General features: G+C 73.7%; 14 protein-coding genes. 5 read left to right on the forward strand and 9 right to left on the reverse strand.

Annotated features, from left to right (window positions below):
• Positions 1–55: 55 nt before the first annotated feature.
• From OG422_RS20035 to deoC, 3 genes are read right to left on the reverse strand one after another with little or no spacing between them, the layout of a single operon-like run.
• Positions 56–916, reverse strand: a complete 861-nt coding sequence (locus OG422_RS20035) for an aldehyde dehydrogenase family protein (RefSeq protein WP_143941385.1) — start codon at positions 914–916, stop codon at positions 56–58.
• Complete coding sequence (locus tag OG422_RS20040) at positions 909–2,366, reverse strand: aldehyde dehydrogenase family protein (protein WP_143941384.1); 1,458 nt, start codon at positions 2,364–2,366, stop codon at positions 909–911. Before OG422_RS20040 ends, OG422_RS20035 begins: the two co-directional genes overlap by 8 nt.
• A gap of 3 nt (positions 2,367–2,369) precedes the next feature.
• A complete protein-coding gene (gene deoC, locus OG422_RS20045; RefSeq protein WP_405747918.1) occupies positions 2,370–3,365 on the reverse strand; it encodes a deoxyribose-phosphate aldolase in 996 nt (331 codons plus the stop codon).
• Between the two features lie 219 nt (positions 3,366–3,584).
• Here deoC and OG422_RS20050 point away from each other — a divergent pair, with 219 nt between their 5' ends.
• Complete coding sequence (locus OG422_RS20050; RefSeq protein WP_405744020.1) at positions 3,585–4,208, forward strand: PH domain-containing protein; 624 nt, start codon at positions 3,585–3,587, stop codon at positions 4,206–4,208.
• Positions 4,209–4,240: 32 nt separating this feature from the next.
• On the opposite strand, the gene OG422_RS20055 is transcribed toward OG422_RS20050, so the two are convergent.
• The 3 genes from OG422_RS20055 to OG422_RS20065 form a co-directional block, all read right to left on the reverse strand.
• Positions 4,241–5,920 (reverse strand): phospho-sugar mutase, encoded by a 1,680-nt coding sequence (locus OG422_RS20055; RefSeq protein ID WP_405744022.1) that lies wholly within the window; start codon positions 5,918–5,920, stop codon positions 4,241–4,243.
• 173 nt (positions 5,921–6,093) lie between these two features.
• Positions 6,094–6,915: a purine-nucleoside phosphorylase gene (locus OG422_RS20060; RefSeq protein ID WP_143940343.1), complete on the reverse strand. Its 822-nt coding sequence runs from the start codon at positions 6,913–6,915 to the stop codon at positions 6,094–6,096.
• A 211-nt stretch (positions 6,916–7,126) separates the two neighbouring features.
• Positions 7,127–7,564, reverse strand: coding sequence for a gamma-glutamylcyclotransferase (locus OG422_RS20065; protein ID WP_143941588.1), 438 nt, complete (start codon positions 7,562–7,564; stop codon positions 7,127–7,129).
• 114 nt (positions 7,565–7,678) lie between these two features.
• Between OG422_RS20065 and OG422_RS20070 the strand changes: the two genes are divergently transcribed.
• Together OG422_RS20070 and OG422_RS20075 are read left to right on the forward strand one after the other, a co-directional pair.
• Positions 7,679–9,124, forward strand: a complete 1,446-nt coding sequence (locus tag OG422_RS20070) for an NAD(P)H-quinone dehydrogenase (protein ID WP_185994177.1) — start codon at positions 7,679–7,681, stop codon at positions 9,122–9,124.
• A 271-nt stretch (positions 9,125–9,395) separates the two neighbouring features.
• A complete protein-coding gene (locus OG422_RS20075) occupies positions 9,396–10,319 on the forward strand; it encodes a DeoR/GlpR family DNA-binding transcription regulator (RefSeq protein WP_251076597.1) in 924 nt (307 codons plus the stop codon).
• Positions 10,320–10,413: 94 nt separating this feature from the next.
• Here OG422_RS20075 and helR read toward each other — a convergent pair whose 3' ends face one another.
• Both helR and OG422_RS20085 read right to left on the reverse strand, forming a co-directional pair.
• Entirely contained in the window at positions 10,414–12,582 is a 2,169-nt protein-coding gene (gene helR, locus OG422_RS20080; RefSeq protein ID WP_405744025.1) for an RNA polymerase recycling motor ATPase HelR, read from the reverse strand.
• Between the two features lie 448 nt (positions 12,583–13,030).
• Positions 13,031–13,594, reverse strand: coding sequence for a TetR/AcrR family transcriptional regulator (locus OG422_RS20085; protein ID WP_251076598.1), 564 nt, complete (start codon positions 13,592–13,594; stop codon positions 13,031–13,033).
• Positions 13,595–14,023: 429 nt separating this feature from the next.
• Here OG422_RS20085 and OG422_RS20090 point away from each other — a divergent pair, with 429 nt between their 5' ends.
• Positions 14,024–15,208, forward strand: coding sequence for an alpha/beta hydrolase (locus OG422_RS20090; RefSeq protein WP_405744027.1), 1,185 nt, complete (start codon positions 14,024–14,026; stop codon positions 15,206–15,208).
• A 150-nt stretch (positions 15,209–15,358) separates the two neighbouring features.
• Here the strand turns inward: OG422_RS20090 and OG422_RS20095 are convergent, their stop codons facing one another.
• A complete protein-coding gene (locus OG422_RS20095) occupies positions 15,359–17,128 on the reverse strand; it encodes an acetyl/propionyl/methylcrotonyl-CoA carboxylase subunit alpha (RefSeq protein ID WP_405744029.1) in 1,770 nt (589 codons plus the stop codon).
• A 502-nt stretch (positions 17,129–17,630) separates the two neighbouring features.
• Here OG422_RS20095 and OG422_RS20100 point away from each other — a divergent pair.
• Positions 17,631–18,095: a hypothetical protein gene (locus OG422_RS20100; RefSeq protein ID WP_405744031.1), complete on the forward strand. Its 465-nt coding sequence runs from the start codon at positions 17,631–17,633 to the stop codon at positions 18,093–18,095.
• The last annotated feature ends 106 nt before the right edge of the window (positions 18,096–18,201 follow it).

The following is an 18,201-nucleotide window of genomic DNA, read 5'->3' on the forward strand; positions in this document are numbered from 1 at the left end:
GCCGTACGGGCCCCGATCCGTGGAGGATCGGGGCCCGTATCGCCGTGCCGGGGTCTCAGACGCCCATCGGGTGCCACACCGTCTTCGTCTCCAGGAAGGAGAGGAGGCGGCCGGTGCCGGGATCGGCGGACCAGTCCACCGGGGCCGGGCGGCGCACCCGCTTGAGGTTGTCCGCCGCCGCGGCCTCCAGCTCCGCCGCCAGCTCCGCGTCCGCGCCCGCCAGATCGATGGCGTTGACGTCCTGATGGGCGGCGAGCGGCGCGCCCAGCTCCGCCGTACGGCCGGAGAGCAGGTTGACCACACCGCCCGGCAGGTCGGACGTGGCCAGCACCTCGGCCAGCGACAGCGCGGGCAGCGGGGCGCGCTCCGACGCCACCGCGACCACGGTGTTGCCGGTGACGATCGCGGGCGCGATCACCGACACCAGCCCCAGGAACGACGGCTCCTGCGGCGCCAGTACCGCGACCACACCGGTCGGCTCGGGCGACGACAGGTTGAAGTACGGGCCCGCGACCGGGTTGGCGGAACCGGCGATCTGGGCGACCTTGTCGGACCAGCCCGCGTACCAGACCCAGCGGTCCACGGCCGCGTCCACCTGCGCGGCGGCCTGCGTCTCCGGCAGCCCCTCGGCCGCTGCGACCTCCGCCGTGAACTGCGCCCGGCGGCCCTCCAGCATCTCCGCGACGCGGTAGAGGATCTGCCCGCGGTTGTACGCCGTCGCGCCCGACCAGCCGCCGAACGCCTTACGGGCCGCGACGACCGCGTCCCGCGCGTCCTTGCGGGACGCCAGCGGCGCGTTCGCCAGCCAGTTGCCCTCGGAGTCGGTCACCTCGTACACCCGCCCGCTCTCGGAACGGGGGAACTTCCCCCCGACGTACAGCTTGTAGGTCTTGAAGACGGAGAGTCGGTCAGCCATGGTGCTCGCCCTTCGGGGTCGACGGGGTCAGGTACGCCGCCAGACCGTGGCGGCCGCCCTCGCGGCCGTGGCCCGACTCCTTGTAGCCGCCGAACGGCGACGTCGGGTCGAACTTGTTGAAGGTGTTGGACCAGACGACCCCGGCGCGCAGCTTGTTCGCCATCCACAGCATCCGCGAACCCTTCTCCGTCCAGATCCCGGCGGAGAGTCCGTACGGCGTGTTGTTGGCCTTGGCGACGGCCTCCTCCGGCGTACGGAACGTCAGCACCGACAGCACCGGGCCGAAGATCTCCTCACGGGCGATGCGGTGCGCCTGGGTGACGCCGGTGAAGAGCGTCGGCGCGAACCAGTAGCCGGACGTGGGGAGTGCGCACTCCGGGGACCAGCGCTCGGCGCCCTCGGCCTCGCCCGCGTCGGCGAGCGCGGTGATCCGGGCCAGCTGCTCGGCGGAGTTGATCGCGCCGATGTCGGTGTTCTTGTCGAGCGGGTCGCCCACGCGCAGCGTCCGCATCCGGCGCTTGAGCGCGGTCAGCAGCTCGTCCGCGACGGACTCCTGGACCAGCAGCCGCGAACCGGCGCAGCAGACATGGCCCTGGTTGAAGAAGATGCCGTTGACGACGCCCTCGACGGCCTGGTCGAGCGGGGCGTCGTCGAAGACGATGTTCGCCGCCTTGCCGCCTAGCTCCAGCGTCACCTTCTTGTCGGTCCCGGCGACCGTCCGCGCGATGGCCTTGCCGACCTCGGTGGAGCCGGTGAAGGCGACCTTGTTCACGTCCGGGTGCGCGACCAGCGCGGCGCCCGTCGACCCGTCGCCCGTCAGGATGTTGACGACGCCCTTCGGCAGCCCCGCCTGACGGCAGATGTCCGCGAAGAACAGCGCCGACAGCGGCGTCGTCTCGGCGGGCTTCAGCACGACGGTGTTGCCGGTGGCCAGCGCCGGGGCGACCTTCCACGCCAGCATCAGCAGCGGGAAGTTCCAGGGGATGACCTGCCCGGCGACGCCCAGCGGGCGCGGGTTCGGGCCGTAGCCCGCGTGCTCCAGCTTGTCGGCCCATCCGGCGTAGTAGAAGAAATGGGCGGCGACCTGCGGCAGGTCCGCGTCGCGGGACTCGCGGATCGGCTTGCCGTTGTCCAGCGTCTCCAGGACGGCCAGCTCCCGCGAGCGCTCCTGGATGATCCGGGCGATCCGGAAGAGGTACTTCGCCCGCTCGGCGCCGGGCAGCGCGGACCACGTCACGAACGCCTTACGGGCGGCGGCGACGGCGCGGTCGACGTCGGCGGCGTTCGCCTGGGCGTACTCGGCCAGTACTTCTTCGGTGGCGGGAGAGACGGTCTTGTTGCGATTCCCATCCGAGCTGTCGACGAACTCGCCGTCGATGAACAGTCCGTAGGTCGGTGCGATCTCAACGACTGCGCGCGACTCCGGGGCTGGCGCGTACTCGAATGCCATGGGTCAGTCCACCGTAACGTAGTCGGGGCCGGAGTAGCGGCCGGTGCTGAGCTTCTGGCGCTGCATCAGCAGGTCGTTGAGCAGGCTGGAGGCGCCGAACCGGAACCAGTCGGGGGTCAGCCAGGGGCCGCCCAGCGTCTCGTTGACCATGACCAGGTACTTCAGCGCGTCCTTGGTCGTCCGGATGCCACCGGCCGGCTTCACACCGACCTGGACGCCGGTGGCCGCGTGGAAGTCGCGGACCGCCTCCAGCATCAGGAGGGTGACCGGCGGCGTGGCGTTGACGGCGACCTTGCCGGTCGACGTCTTGATGAAGTCGGCGCCCGCGAGCATCGCGAGCCAGGAGACCCGGCGGACGTTGTCGTACGTCTGGAGCTCACCGGTTTCGAAGATCACCTTGAGGTGGGCGGCGCCGCCTTCGGGCCGGGCGCACGCCTCCTTGACGGCCTTGATCTCCTTGAAGACCGAACGGTACCGGCCGGCGAGGAACGCGCCCCGGTCGATGACCATGTCGATCTCGTCGGCACCGGCGGCGACCGCGTCCCGGACGTCGGCCAGCTTGACCGGCAGCGCGGCGCGGCCCGCCGGGAAGGCGGTCGCGACGGACGCGACATGGATGCCGGAGCCGGCCAGCGCCTCCTTGGCGGTGGCGACCATGTCCGGGTAGACGCAGATCGCGGCGACCTTGGGGACGGTGCGGTCGGTGGGGTCCGGGTGGATGCCCTTGGCGCACAGCGCCCGCACCTTGCCGGGGGTGTCGGCTCCTTCGAGCGTCGTCAGGTCGATCATCGAGACGGCGAGGTCGATGGCGTACGCCTTCGCCGTCGTCTTGATCGAACGGGTACCGAGGGCGGTGGCACGGGCTTCGAGGCCGACCTTGTCGACGCCGGGGAGGCCGTGCAGGAAGCGGCGCAGCGCGCCGTCGTCGGCGGTCACGTCCGCCATCGACGCCAGCCGCCCCGCGGCTTCCTTGCCGTATGCGGGAACTGTGGTGGGCATGGTCACGAGGGGAGCATATCTACGCGCGTAGCGGCCTGTCATCCCCTGGGGAGGGGTCGGCGGGGGTGGGGGAGTGCGCGGCCGGGGAGTGCGCCGGGGGCGGGCCGGCCGGGCGTACGGGCCGGACGCGCACGCCCGGCCGGACCAGGCACGGCATTCCGCCCGACTGATGCCGTACCGCAATGTCCGGCATCCGGACGGTCAGGCAGAATCGGCAGCATGACGCGCCAGGAATCCGCCAGCACGGCCCCGCAGAAGTACGCCGAGCGCAGCTACCGCTCGCCCATGGGCCTGGTCGGCGGCGTGCTGATGATCGCGCTCGGCCTCTGGCTCGGCGGCGACGCGGTGCTGCGCGGCGCCGGGGACACCAAACTGACGGCGCTCTTCGCGCTGCTGCTCGGGGTGCCGCTGGTGGCCGCTTTCACACTGCGCCCGGTGGTGAAGGCGGGGGAGGACCGGCTGCTGGTGCGCAACCCGTTCCGGACCCTGACGCTCCCCTGGGGCGCGGTGGAGGACCTGCGGGCGTCCTTCTCCTGCGAGGTGTTCACCACCGGGGGCCGCAAGTACCAGCTGTGGGCGGTCCCCGTCTCACTCCGCCAACGCAAAAAGGCCGGCCGCCAGGCCGCCCGCGGCCCGGCCCCCCGCCGCTTCGGCCTCGGCGGCGACACCGGCCCGGTACCGCGCGCCATGGCCGACCAGACCGTGGACGACCTGCGCGAGATGAAGGCGCAGGCCGCCCATCGGGAGGGTGCGATCGGTGAGCCGGTGGTGCGCTGGGCGTACGAGGTCATTGCCCCGTGTGTGGTGGGGGTTGTGGGGTTGCTGGTGATGTTGGCGGTGTAGGGGCTCGGGGGCGCGCTGCGTCCCCCGCCCCCTCAGATCCCCGCCGCCCCGGCCAAATCCCTCTTCAACCCCGCAAGAACAACCGCCGCCCGCTCCCGCGCCTCCGGCAGGCCCTCGGCCGACGCGACCGGCAGGACGGCCTCCAGGTAGCACTTGATCTTCGGTTCGGTGCCGCTCGGGCGGACCACGACGCGGCCGGCCGTGACGCCGTGCTCGGGGGCGCCGGAGAGGGTGTAGCGCAGGCCGTCCGTCGGCGGGAGGGACGCGGTGCCGTGGGCCAGGTCCTCGGCCGTGGACACCGGCAGTCCGGCGAGCGTGGCCGGGGGCGTCGCGCGCAGCCGTCGCATCGCGTCGGCGATCAGTGACAGGTCCTCGACCCGGACCGACAGCTGGTCGGTGGCGTGCAGCCCGTACTCGACGGCGAGGTCGTCCAGCAGATCGGCGAGCGTCCGCCCGGACCGCTTCAGCTCCGCCGCCAGCTCGGTGATCAGCAGCGCGGCGGTGATGCCGTCCTTGTCGCGTACGCCCTCGGGGTCGACGCAGTAGCCCAGCGCCTCCTCGAACGCGTACCGCAGGCCGTCCACCCGGGCCAGCCACTTGAAGCCGGTCAGCGTCTCCTCGTACGGGAGCGCGGAGGCGGCCGCGATCCGGGAGAGCAGGGACGACGAGACGATGGTGGTGGCGAACGTGCCGGATGCCTGCTTGCTGACCAGGTGCGCGGCGAGCAGCGCGCCGACCTCGTCGCCGCGCAGCATCCGCCAGCCCGCGTCGGTGCCGGGCGCGGGCACGGCCACCGCGCAGCGGTCCGCGTCCGGGTCGTTGGCGATGACGAGGTCGACGCCGGGGCCCGCGGCGCGGGCGGTGGCGAACGCCAGGTCCATCGCGCCGGGTTCCTCCGGGTTGGGGAACGCCACGGTCGGGAAGTCCGGGTCCGGCTCGGCCTGGTCCGCGACGACCAGCGGCGCGGGGAACCCGGCGCGGGCGAACGCGGCGAGCAGCGTGTCCCGGCCGACGCCGTGCAGCGGGGTGTAGACGACGTGGGTGTCGCGCGGCGAGCCCGGGGTGAGGACCGCGTCGGTGCGCTCCAGGTAGGCGGCGAGGACGTCGTCACCGAGGGACTGCCAGCCCGACTCGGGGCGTGCCACGTCGTGCAGCGAGCCGACCGCGGCGATCTCCGCGGCGATCTCGCCGTCGGCGGGCGGCACGATCTGGGAGCCGTCGCCGAGGTAGACCTTGTAGCCGTTGTCGCGCGGCGGGTTGTGGCTGGCGGTGACCTCGACGCCCGCGACCGCGCCCAGATGCCGGATGGCGAACGCCAGGACCGGCGTGGGCAGCGGGCGCGGCAGCACCGCGGCGCGCAGGCCCGCGCCCACCATCACCGCCGCCGTGTCGCGCGCGAAGTCGGCGCTCTTGTGGCGGGCGTCGTAGCCGATGACGACGAGGCCGCCGCCGTCGCCGCGGCCCTTGAGATACGCGGCGAGCCCGGCGGCGGCGCGGATGACCACCGCGCGGTTCATCCGCATCGGGCCCGCGCCCAGCTCCCCGCGCAGCCCCGCGGTGCCGAACTGGAGGGTCCCGGCGAACCGGTCGGCCAGCTCGGTCACGTCACCGGCGTCGATCAGCCGGGACAGCTCGTCGCGGGTCTGCGGGTCGGGGTCCTCGGCCAGCCAGGTCTGGGCGAGACGGATCAGCTCCGCGGGGTCGGTGGCCACGTGATGCTCCTGACGACGGTGGGTGGGGCGGGGGATGCGCGGGACGGCGTCCGGACGGCCGGGCGCCGGACAGCTGGACGCCCGGCGGCGTACGGGAACGGGTCGACCGGACGGCGTACGGGGCCGGGGCGGGCGGGCCGGGTACGGCGCCCCGCCCGCCCCGGCCGCCGGGCTCAGAGCTTGCCGAGCACCTGCGCCAGCAGGCTGCCCATCCGCGTCGCGGAGTCGCGGCCGGCCTGCAGGACCTCTTCGTGGTTGAGCGGCTCGCCGGTCATGCCCGCGGCGAGGTTGGTCACCAGGGACAGGCCCAGCACCTCGGCGCCCGCCTCACGGGCGGCGATGGCCTCCAGCACCGTCGACATGCCGACCAGGTCGGCGCCGAGCGTACGGATCATCCGGATCTCGGCGGGCGTCTCGTAGTGCGGCCCGGGGAACTGCGCGTAGACACCCTCCTCCAGGGTCGGGTCGACCTCCTTGCACAGCGCGCGCAGCCGCGGCGAGTACAGGTCCGTCAGGTCGACGAAGTGCGCGCCGGCGATCGGGGAGGTGGCGGTGAGGTTCAAATGGTCGCTGATGAGCACCGGCTGCCCCGGACGCATCCCGTCGCGCAGACCGCCGCACCCGTTGGTGAGCACGATCGTCCTGCACCCGGCGGCGACGGCGGTCCGCACCCCGTGCGCGACGGCGGCCACGCCGCGGCCCTCGTAGTAGTGCGTACGGCCGAGGAAGACCAGCGCGCGCCTGTCACCGATGCGGTACGAGCGGATCTTGCCGCCGTGGCCCTCGACGGCGGGCGGCGGGAAGCCGGGCAGCTCGGTGACGGGGAACTCGTGCTCGGGCGCGCCCAGCGCCTCCGCGGCCGGGGCCCAGCCGGAGCCCATGACCAGGGCGACGTCATGGCTCTCGGCGCCGGTGAGTTCGCGCAGGCGGGCGGCGGCGTCCCCGGCGGCGGCCTGCGGGGCGCGGGCGGGGTCCGTGGTAACAGATGCGTTCACGCGGACGAGGGTAGCGGGAAATCCCCTACGCGCGTAGATGCTGCTGCGTACGGGGCCGGAAGGCGAGGGGGAAAGCGGAGATGCAGGGCTGGGTGGGCGGGAGCCAAGGGGCCGGGTGGGCGGGGCGAAGGGGGCCCGGAACGGCTGGTCGGGGACGCCCCTCCCGGGAGCGCCCCCGAAGGGCGGGCCGGACGCGCCGCCCGGCCGTCCCTCAGCAGGGGCGCTTGCGCAGCTCCATGACGTAGTCGTGCGGGGCGCCCGCCGATTCGGCCGCGTCGGCGATCTCGCCGAGATAGCGCGCGGACGGCAGACCGCCCTCGTAGCCGTTGAGGACGTAGATCCAGGCGGGCTCCTCGCCGTCGAGGGTGTGCACCCGCACCCGCATCCGGCGGTAGATGTCGAGGCCGACGCCCTCCCAGCGGTCCATGGAGTCCTCGTCCATGGGCGCGATGTCGTAGAGCGCGACGAAGACCTGCGAGCGCGGTGCCTCCACGATGGTGGCGAGGGCGCCCTCCCAGCCCAGCTGCTCGCCGCCGAACGTGAGCCGCCAGCCGTTGAGCCAGCCGGTGCCGCGCAGCGGGGAGTGCGGTGCGCGGCGGGACATCAGCCGCGCGTCGAGGTTGCCGGCGTACGCGGCGTAGAGCGACATGGTTCGAGAGTACGGGAGGTGGGCCCGCGTGCTCCTGGGGAACGGAGGATCCGGAGCCGGGAAATCCGCCGCCCGCCGCACCCCGCCGGGAAGCACCGCGCGGCGTGCGGGACAATGGAGGACGTGACTCGGATCGTGATCATCGGTGGCGGACCCGGCGGATACGAAGCGGCCCTGGTGGGCGCCTCGCTCGGCGCGGAGGTGACCGTCGTCGACTGCGACGGTCTGGGCGGGGCGTCGGTGCTGACCGACTGCGTCCCGTCGAAGACTCTCATCGCGACGGCCGAGGTGATGACGACCTTCGACTCCTCGTACCAGGAGCTGGGCATCATCGTCGAGGACGGCACGCCCGACCCGGAGCGGCCCGCCCGCGTCGTCGGTGTCGACCTCGGCAAGGTCAACCGCCGCGTCAAGCGCCTCGCGCTGGCGCAGTCGCACGACATCACCGCCTCCGTGACCCGCGCCGGGGCCCGCGTGCTGCGCGGCCGCGGACGGCTGGAGCCGGGGCAGGCCACGGACGGCTCCCGCAAGGTCACGGTCACGGCCGCCGACGGCACCGAGCAGACCCTCGTCGCCGACGCGGTGCTGATCGCCACCGGCGCGCACCCCCGCGAGATCCCCGACGCCCTCCCCGACGGCGAGCGCATCCTGAACTGGACGCAGCTCTACGACCTCGACGAGCTGCCCGAGGAGCTGATCGTGGTCGGCTCCGGCGTCACCGGCGCCGAGTTCGCCGGTGCCTATCAGGCACTCGGCTCCCGCGTCACGCTCGTCTCCTCCCGCGACCGGGTGCTGCCCGGCGAGGACCCGGACGCCGCCGCCGTCCTGGAGGATGTCTTCCGGCGCCGCGGCATGAACGTCATGGCCCGCTCCCGCGCCGCCGCCGTCAAGCGCGCCGGTGACCGCGTCGAGGTGACGCTCGCCGACGGCCGGACGATCTCCGGCACCCACTGCCTGGTCGCGGTCGGCTCCATCCCGAACACCGCCGGGATCGGTCTGGAGGAGGCCGGGGTCCAGCTGAAGGACTCCGGGCACGTCCGCACCGACCGGGTCTCGCGCACCTCCGCGCCCGGTGTCTACGCGGCGGGTGACTGCTCCGGCGTCTTCGCGCTGGCGTCGGTCGCCGCGATGCAGGGCCGGATCGCGATGTACCACTTCCTCGGCGACGCGGTCACGCCGCTGGACCTCCGGACGGTCTCTGCGAACGTCTTCACCGACCCGGAGATCGCCACCGTCGGCTACTCCCAGGCGGACGTCGACGCGGGCAAGATCGACGCCCGGGTCGTCAAGCTCCCGCTGCTGCGCAACCCGCGCGCCAAGATGCAGGGCATACGCGACGGCTTCGTGAAGCTGTTCTGCCGTCCGGGCACCGGCATCGTCGTCGGCGGCGTCGTCGTCTCGCCGCGCGCCAGTGAGCTGATCCACCCGATCTCGCTCGCGGTCGACAACAACCTCACCGTCGAACAGATCGCCAGCGCCTTCACGGTCTACCCGTCGCTGTCCGGCTCGCTCGCCGAGGTGGCCCGGCAGCTGCACACCCGTAAGGCGGCGAACGAGTAGCCGTCCGCGGGGCGCGGCGGGTGGCACGTTTGTGCCCCGGGTGCGCACGGCGGGTGAGGGGCGCCGGGGGCCGTTACGGGGCGCCTGGGGCTGACGCGCGGTCATGTCGCCGTTGCCGGGCGGGAGTTCGGGGTGAGAGCCCTCTATACCACTCGGTCACCCATGGTGTGAACAATTTCCGTTAATTGGTGCAACCTGCTGAAAACAGACGGTCGTTGGCGTTACTGTCAGTTTCGTGTTCGCTGCAGAACGTCGCCAACTGATCCTTGAAATGGTGCGGGCCAACGGAGCGGTGTCGCTCCGGGAGCTCGCCCGTGTCGTCCAGACCTCCGAAGTGACCGTACGCCGGGACGTACGCGCGCTGGAAGCGGAAGGGCTCCTCGACCGCCGGCACGGCGGAGCGGTCCTCCCGGGCGGTCTCGCCCGGGAATCCGGCCTGCCCCAGAAATCCCACCTCTCGACCGCGGAGAAGACGGCCATCGCCGACCTCGCCGCCGGTTTCGTGGAGGAGGGGGAGGCCATCGTCGTGGGAGCCGGTACCACCACCCAGGAGCTGGCCCGCCGGCTCGCCCGGGTGCCCGGCCTGACCGTCGTCACCAACTCCCTCCTGGTCGCCCAGGCGCTGGCCCACGCCAACCGCGTCGAGGTCGTCATGACCGGCGGGACGCTACGGGGCTCCAACTACGCGCTGGTCGGCAGCGGTGCCGAGCAGTCGCTCCAGGGGCTCCGGGTGTCACGCGCCTTCCTGTCGGGCAGCGGGCTGACCGCCGAGCGCGGTCTGTCCACGTCCAACATGCTCTCCGCCAGCGTCGACCGGGCCCTCGTACAGGCCGCGGGCGAGGTGGTGGTCCTCGCCGACCACACCAAGCTCGGCGCCGACACGATGTTCCAGACCGTGCCGACGGACCTCGTCACCCGCCTGGTCACCGACGAGCCCCCGGCCCACGCCGACCGCGCCGCGACGGAGTTGCAGGCCCTCGCCGACCAGGGCGTGCAGATCGCCGTCACCGGCACCGCCAACGGCGCGGCCACCGTCACGGCGGACGGCACCGCCGACCGGCGCGGCCACCGCCGGGAGGTGCCGCTGCCGGGGCAGCGCCGCAACCACCCACCGGGGGGCGCGGCCTCGTCCCTGCGCTCCGCCTCCCTGGGCGACGCGCCCCGCGTCGCCGATCTCGCGCCGCGGCGCCGCTGAACCGACGGAGCGCCCGCGGGGTCCCCGAGGACCCCGGCGGGCGCCCGCGGCGCGGTCGGCAGGCGCGCCCGACAGCCGCCGTGACGGCCGGTGTTCAGGGGCGCGTGAGGATCACCAGCTGCCGGGTCGCCCGGGTCATCGCGACGTAGCGGTCGACGGCGCCCGCGATGCCCGTACCGAACGACTCCGGGTCGACGAGTACGACCAGATCGAATTCGAGCCCCTTCGACAGCTCCGGCGTCAGCGACCGGACACGGGGCCTCGCGCGGACCGCCTCCGCCCCGGCGTCCCCGGCCTCGATGACGCAGGCCGTCCCGTCGTCGTGCGCGGCGAGCCAGGCGTCGAGGACCGCGTCCCGCTCCGCGACGGACCCGTGGGTGACGGGGATGCCGCTGCGGCGGATGGAGGTCGGCACGTTCGCGTCCGGCAGCGCGGCCCGGATGGCCGGCTCCGCCTGGTCCATGACCTCCTCCGGTGTGCGGTAGTTGATGCTCAGGGACGCCACCGTGACCCGGTCGAGCCCGACCCGCGCCAGCCGCTCCTGCCACGGTTCGGTGAACCCGTGCCGGGCCTGGGCGCGGTCGCCGACGACGGTGAAGCTGCGGGACGGGCAGCGCTGGATCAGCATCTGCCACTCGGCGTCCGTCAATTCCTGCGCCTCGTCCACGATGATGTGGGCGAACGGACCGGCGAGCAGGTCCGGTTCGGCGGCCGGCAGCCCGTCCTCGTCGATCAGGGCGTCCTGGAGGTCCTGCCCGTGCAGCATCGTCACGGCGCCCTCGCCGTCGTCGGCCCGCAGGATGCCGTCGATGACGGCGGCCCGGCGGTCGCGTTCGGCGGCGACGGCGGCCGCGTGGCGGCGTTTGCGCCGGGCCGCCTCCGGGTCGCCGAGCCGCTGCCGCGCCGCGTCGAGGAGCGGCAGGTCGGACACCGTCCAGGCGTGGGCGTCCGCGCGCTGGAGGCGGCGCACCTCGTCGCGGTCGAGCCAGGGGGCGCATCTGCGCAGATAGGCGGGGACCGACCAGAGGTCCCCGATGAGGTCGGTCGGCTCCAGCGTCGGCCAGGCGCGGTGGAGGGCGGTGAACAGCTCCCGGTTCCGCAGCAGCGACCTGCGCAGCAGCGCGGGGGAGAGGTCGTCGCCGTCCGTGCCGTGCTTGTCCATCAGCAGCGTGATCAGCTCCTCCCGGATCTGGTCGCGCGCCTCGTTGTGCGGCGTGCCCGGCTCGACGGCCGCGAACGCGACGGCCCAGTCGGCGGGGCTCAGCCACACGTCGGACCAGTGGGTCGTGACCGTCATCCCCTCGGTGGGCGGCTCCTCGTAGAGGGCGACGGCCGGTTCGACGGCCTTCACCATGTCCGCGGACGCCTTCAGCCGGGCCACCTCCGGGTCGGCCTCGGCCGCCGCCTTCGCCCCCTCGGCGACGAGGTCGCGCACGGTGCAGGTCTGTACGCCCTCCTCGCCGAGGCTGGGCAGGACGTCGGCGACGTACGCGAGGTAGGGCCGGCTCGGGCCGACGAAGAGCACGCCGCCGCGGCGGTGGCCCAGGCGGGGGTCGGAGTAGAGGAGGTGGGCGGCGCGGTGCAGGGCCACGACGGTCTTGCCCGTGCCGGGGCCGCCGTCGACGACGAGAGCGCCGCGCGAACCGGCCCGGATGACGGCGTCCTGGTCGGCCTGGATGGTGGTCAGGACATCGCGCATCCGCTCCGAGCGGTTGGCACCCAGGCTCGCGATGAAGGCGGACTGGTCGTCGAGCGCGGCGTGCCCCTCGCGGCCGTCCGCGGTGAACACCTCGTCCCAGTAGTCGCCGATCAGGCCGCGGGTCCAGCGGTAGCGGCGGCGGCGCACCAGTCCCATCGGGTCGGCGTGGGTCGCGGCGAAGAAGGGCTCGGCGGCGGGGGAGCGCCAGTCGACCAGGAGCCGGCGGCCGGCGCTGTCGGTGAGGCCGAGGCGGCCGATGTACACGGGCTCGGGGTCGTCCGCGTGCACGACGTGACCCAGGCAGAGGTCCAGGCCGAAGCGGCGCAGGGTGCGCAGGCGGCCGGCCAGCCGGTGGACCTCGGTGTCCCGGTCCATCGCCTCCCGGCCGAGGCCGCCGGGGGCCCGGCGTGCGGCGTCGAGCCGCTCGGAGAGTTCGGCGATCGTCTCCTCCAGCGTCGCGGCGACGGCCGCGAAGTGCCGTTCGTCACCGTCGATCAGCGCCGGGTCGGCCTTGGCGGCGAGCCGTTCGGGCAGGGCGAACGCGCCGGTGGTCAGGGAGGTCATCTCAGCAGCTCCGATCCGGAGCCGCGCACGCCGACGCCGCGGGTACGCACCCCCGCCGTCCGGCCCCGGGCCCCCGCGGGTGCGGCCCGGGCCCCCTCAGCGGCGCAACGCCACCGCACGACCCATGAACCGACAGCAACACACGCACTTCGTGAATCTCCCATTTCCGCAGGATCCGGCATCAGCCTGAGATTCTGCGGCACGAGGGGGGCCTTGCCGCAAGGCCCCCTGTGCGCTATACGTTGAGAAGGGCGGGGCGGGGGTACGGACACCCTGACCCAAGCGCCTGATCACCTTCGCTGATCGGCCGCCCGGACGGACAGGCCCGCAGCGCGCGGGGCGCAGCGTCCCCCCTCAACTCCCTTTCGGGACAGCCCTTTCGGCACAGCTCTTCGGCACAGCCCTTTCGGGCACGCCGCCGTCGGCCTCGCGCGTCGGCCGCGGGCGTTCAGTCCGCCGTGGGGTGGTCCGCCTTCAGCCCGGTCAGGGTGAGGGTCAGCAGGCGGTCGGCGAGGAGCGGGTCGTCCGGTGATTCCTCGGCAGCCAGGGCGATGCCGTTCGTCAGCTGCATCAGGTCCCCGATGGTGACGTCGGGGCGTACCGCACCGGCGCGCTGCGCGCGGGCCAGCAGGGCGCCGCCCGCCTCCCGCATCGGCACGCTGCACCGCGCCATCCCCGAGCTCTCGTCGGCCGTCGCCGTCATCAACGCCCGCGACAGGCCCCGGTACGTACCGGCGTGGGTGATGATCGCGCGCAGCCACTCGACCAGCGCCCGGCACGGCTGCGGCGCGTCCGCCAGCTCCCGCGCCTGCGCCAGCAGTGCCTCCACCTCGCTCTGGAAGACCGCGCCCATCAGCGACGTACGGTGCGGGAAGTGCCGGTAGAGGGTGCCGATGCCGACCCCGGCGCGCCGCGCGATCTCCTCCAGCGAGGTGTCCGTGCCGTGCTCGATGAAGGCGGTACGGGCCGCGGCCAGCAGCCGCTCGTAGTTGCGCCGGGCGTCGGCCCGCATCGGGCGCGGGCCGCCTGCCGCGCCGTCCGCCGCCTCGCTCCGCCGCGCGGCCGGCCGCCGCCCTGCCGTCTCGGTCGCCATCGCCGTCCTTCCTCACCCCGGCCGGTCCCGGCCCGGTGGCTCCAGGATGCCACTGACCGGGGTCGCGGCGGGCCGCCCGCCCGGGGCGCACGGGGTCGCTGCGCGCGCCCCTGACGGGCGCCCCCGGGCCCGGACGGTGGACGGGCGGCGTCCCGCGCCCCAATGCCCGGTTGCCGTCCGGCGACACCTCGCCGAACACCGCGGCGGGCCGCAACGCCACGCCCCCGAACACCATCAAACGTGGCGCAACAAGGTGTTCCGGGCCGGTGCGTGCCCCGGGCCGCCGGTACACCGAGGGGTCGGCACGGGCGCGCCCCGGCGGACCCCCCAAGACCTGGGGAAGACGTCATGGGGCTGACCAGCCGCCCGCTGTTGTACGCCGCCGTCCTGGCCGCCCTGGCCGCGGTCGCGCTGACCTGCGGCCTGTGGCCGCGCTTCGCCGGGCGCGGCCCGGGGGCCGTGCTCGGCCGTCTCGGCTCCCTCCTCGCCACCCAGCTCGCCCTCATCGCGGCGCTCGCCCTCGCCGTCAACGCCAACTTCCAGTTCTACGGCTCCTGGCACGAACTCCTCGGCCTCTACGACGACGCCCCCGGCGCGGTCGCCAAATGGGGCGGGGCCACGGGTGTCGGCCCGGCCGGGGACCCGTCGCAGGGCCTCGTCCAGCCGTCCGGCCCGGAAGGGCTCGACAAGGTGCACGGCCTGCCCAAGGGGCCGCCCGCGACGGCCGGGAAGGTGGAGACCGTACGGATCGTCGGCAAGCGGACCCGGCTGGTGGACCCGGCGTACGTCTATCTGCCGCCGCAGTACTTCCAGGACGCCTACGCCCGCCAGAGATTCCCCGTCGTCGTGGCGCTCAGCGGCTACCCGGGCGGCATCTACCTGCTGGGACAGCATCTGCGGCTGCCGCAGACCGCGGCGGCGCTCCAGCGCACCGGCGCCGTGCAGCCCACCGTCATCGTGATGCTGCGGCCCACCGTCGCCCCGCCCCGGGACACCCAGTGCGTCGACGTGCCCGGGGGCCCGCAGGCCGAGACGTTCTTCGCGCGGGACGTGCCGGACGCCCTGCGGTCCCACTACCGGGTCGGCCACGACCCCGGCGGCTGGGGCGTCCTCGGCTACTCCTCCGGCGGCAGCTGCGCCCTCCAGCTCGCCATGCGCCACCCCGAGACGTACACCGCGGCGGCGGCGCTCTCCCCGGACTACAAGGTCACCCCCGACCCGACCACCGGCGATCTCTTCGGCGCCGGGCGCGACCGGGTGCGCCGCCGCGAGGAGCACGATCTGATCTGGCGGCTGCGCCATCTGCCGCCGCCGCGGGTGTCGGTGCTGATCGGGACCAGCCGCCACGGCGAGAAGAACTACCCGGCGGCCCGGGAGTTCCTGGCCGCCGTCCGGCCGCCGATGCAGGCGGACACCGTCCTCCTCGACCAGGGCAGCCACAACTTCGCCACCTGGCGCCGCGAACTGCCCGCCGCCCTGCGGTGGATGAGCAAGGAGCTGACCTTCCCGGAGGACGTGGTGGGGGCGTCGTAACGGGCGGAGCGCCCGGGGCGCGCGGACCTCACGTGCGCGCCCCGTCGGCCGGGCGCGTGTCCCGGGCGGCCCCGGGCACGCGGAAGGCCCCGGCACAGGCGGACGCTAGCGTCCAGGCGTGCCAGGGCCTCCGTTGCGTACGGCCGGACGTCAGTCCTTGATTTCGCAGATGAGGGCGCCGGAGGTGAGGGCGGCGCCGACTTCGGCGGTGAGGCCCTTGATGGTGCCGGCGCGGTGGGCGTTGAGGGGTTGTTCCATCTTCATGGCTTCGAGGACGACGACGAGTTCGCCTTCGGCGACGGTCTGGCCTTCTTCGACGGCGACCTTGACGATGGTGCCCTGCATGGGGGAGGTGAGGGTGTCGCCGGAGGCGGCGGAGCCGGACTTCTTGGCTGCCTTGCGCTTGGGTTTGGCGCCCCCGGCGACGGCGGCACGGGCCAGCGGCATCCCCAGCGACGAGGGCAGGGACACCTCCAAGCGCTTGCCGCCGACCTCCACCACGACCGTCTCGCGGGCGTCGGCCTCCGCCTCATCCGCGCCGGCGGCGGCGAACGGCGCGATGTCGTTGACGAACTCCGTCTCGATCCACCGCGTGTGAACCGTGAACGGACCGGTCGAGCCGGTCAGTTCGGGCGCGAACGCCGGGTCCGTCACGACCGTGCGATGGAAGGGAATGGCAGTGGCCATACCCTCCACCGTGAACTCGTTCAGGGCGCGGGCGGCGCGTTGGAGGGCCTGCTCGCGGGTGGCGCCGGTGACGATCAGTTTGGCGAGCAGGGAGTCCCAGGCCGGGCCGATGACGCTGCCGGACTCCACGCCTGCGTCCAGGCGGACGCCCGGGCCGGTGGGTGCTTGGAAGGTGGTGACGGTGCCGGGGGCGGGCAGGAAGCCTCGGCCGGGGTCCTCGCCGTTGATGCGGAATTCGAAGGAGTGGCCGCGCACTGCCGGGTCGTGGTAGCCGAGTTCTTCGCCGTCGGCGATGCGGAACATCTCGCGGACCAGGTCGAGGCCGGTGACTTCTTCGGTGACCGGGTGTTCGACCTGGAGGCGGGTGTTGACCTCCAGGAAGGAGATGGTGCCGTCCTGGCCGACGAGGAATTCGCAGGTGCCGGCGCCTTCGTAGCCGGCTTCCTTGAGGATGGCCTTGGAGGCGCGGTAGAGCTCGGCGTTCTGCTCGTCGCTCAGGAAGGGGGCCGGGGCTTCTTCGACGAGCTTTTGGTGGCGGCGCTGGAGGGAGCAGTCGCGGGTGGAGACGACGACGACGTTGCCGTGCTTGTCGGCCAGGCACTGGGTTTCGACGTGGCGGGGGCGGTCGAGGTAGCGCTCGACGAAGCATTCGCCGCGGCCGAAGGCGGCGACGGCCTCGCGGACCGCGGAGTCGTAGAGTTCCGGGATCTCGTCGAGGGTGCGGGCGACCTTCAGGCCGCGGCCACCGCCGCCGAAGGCTGCCTTGATGGCGATCGGCAGGCCGTTTTCCTTGGCGAAGGCGACGACCTCGTCCGAGCCGGAGACGGGGTCGGGGGTGCCGGCGACCAGGGGGGCGCCGGCGCGCTGGGCGATGTGGCGGGCGGCGACCTTGTCGCCGAGGTCGCGGATGGCGTGCGGGGGCGGGCCGATCCAGGTCAGGCCGGCGTCGAGGACGGCCTGGGCGAATTCGGCGTTCTCGGAGAGGAAGCCGTAGCCGGGGTGGATGGCGTCTGCGCCGGAGTCCTTGGCGGCCTGGAGGACCTTGGCGATGTCGAGGTAGCTGGTGGCCGGGGTGTCACCGCCCAGGGCGTATGCCTCGTCGGCCGCGCGGACGTGCAGGGCATCCCGGTCGGGGTCGGCGTAGACCGCCACGCTCCCGATTCCGGCGTCCCGGCATGCACGGGCTACGCGGACAGCGATTTCGCCACGGTTGGCGATGAGCACCTTGCGCACGATGGGTCCTTCCTTGGCGCTACGCCGCAACACAACACACTGAACGCAGCGAGTTTAGGGACTGGCGACACCGCGTGCCGACCCGTTCCCCGGGGTGACCTTGCCCACACGGAGCGTGGCACGCGCGCCAGTGAGGGGTGCGAAGCCCCCTGACAGCCCAGGGTAGGCCCGGTTCCGCGGCGGCGGACGGGCGGCTCGATGTGGTCTAGGTCTCTGCCCGCGCGCGGGCGGCGGACCGTCAATTCTTTGTGGAGTCCCTACGAATGGGCGAAGGAAAGTTTGCGCCCGGCGCGGCGCCCGGGACCCCTCGGGAGGCGCGCCGGGCGCCGTCATCCGGAGCGTGCAGAACTCTTGCCCCGGCCGTTACCCGTTAGTAGCGTGCGCGCTGTCTTCTGTACTCGCGGTAACACGGCACGGCCCGCTCCACGCGGGCGCACGGCGGCGGGGCGTACGGCCCCGTCGGTAACGGCGGGCTCGGTAAGGGCGGAAGCAGGTGGGGACGGTGGCGGCGCGGAGACCGGTGGCGCTGGTGGCGGCCGCGGTGTTGATCCTGGAGGCGGGCGGCATCGTCCTGCTGAACTGGATCCTGAGCATCGTCGTCGACCGGCAGCAGATGTCCCTGGCGGGGCTGCGGCCCGGCGCGATGACCACGGGCGCACTGGCCGCCGGTGCGGTCGCCGCGCTCTCCCTCCTCGGCTGCGCCGCCCTGCTGCTGCGCACCGGGCTCCGCGACCGTCCGCCCGGCACCCTCGCCCGGATCGCGCTGATCTGCTGCGCCGTGGTGCACGCGGTGCTCGGCGCCTTCGTCGTCGGCATGGTCGGCTGGCTCGCCTTCGCCGCGCTGATGGCCGTCCTCGCCCTGCTGGTGCTGACGCTGGTGGCCTACGGCGAACGGCCCGCCGTCCCGGATGCCGGGGCCGACGCGGAGCCGGACGGCCCGGCCCCGGCCGCACCCACCTCGGCGTGAGCCCGGCGGGTACGGCCCCTCGGCGTGAGCCCGGCGGCCGGGCCCTGGCTGCCGGGGCCCGGCGGACGGCCCGGGCGGCGCACCGGACGGTCGAGCGCCGCGCCCA

The sequence above is a fragment of the Streptomyces sp. NBC_01525 genome (assembly GCF_045040405.1).
Classification (GTDB): Bacteria; Actinomycetota; Actinomycetes; order Streptomycetales; family Streptomycetaceae; genus Streptomyces; species Streptomyces benahoarensis.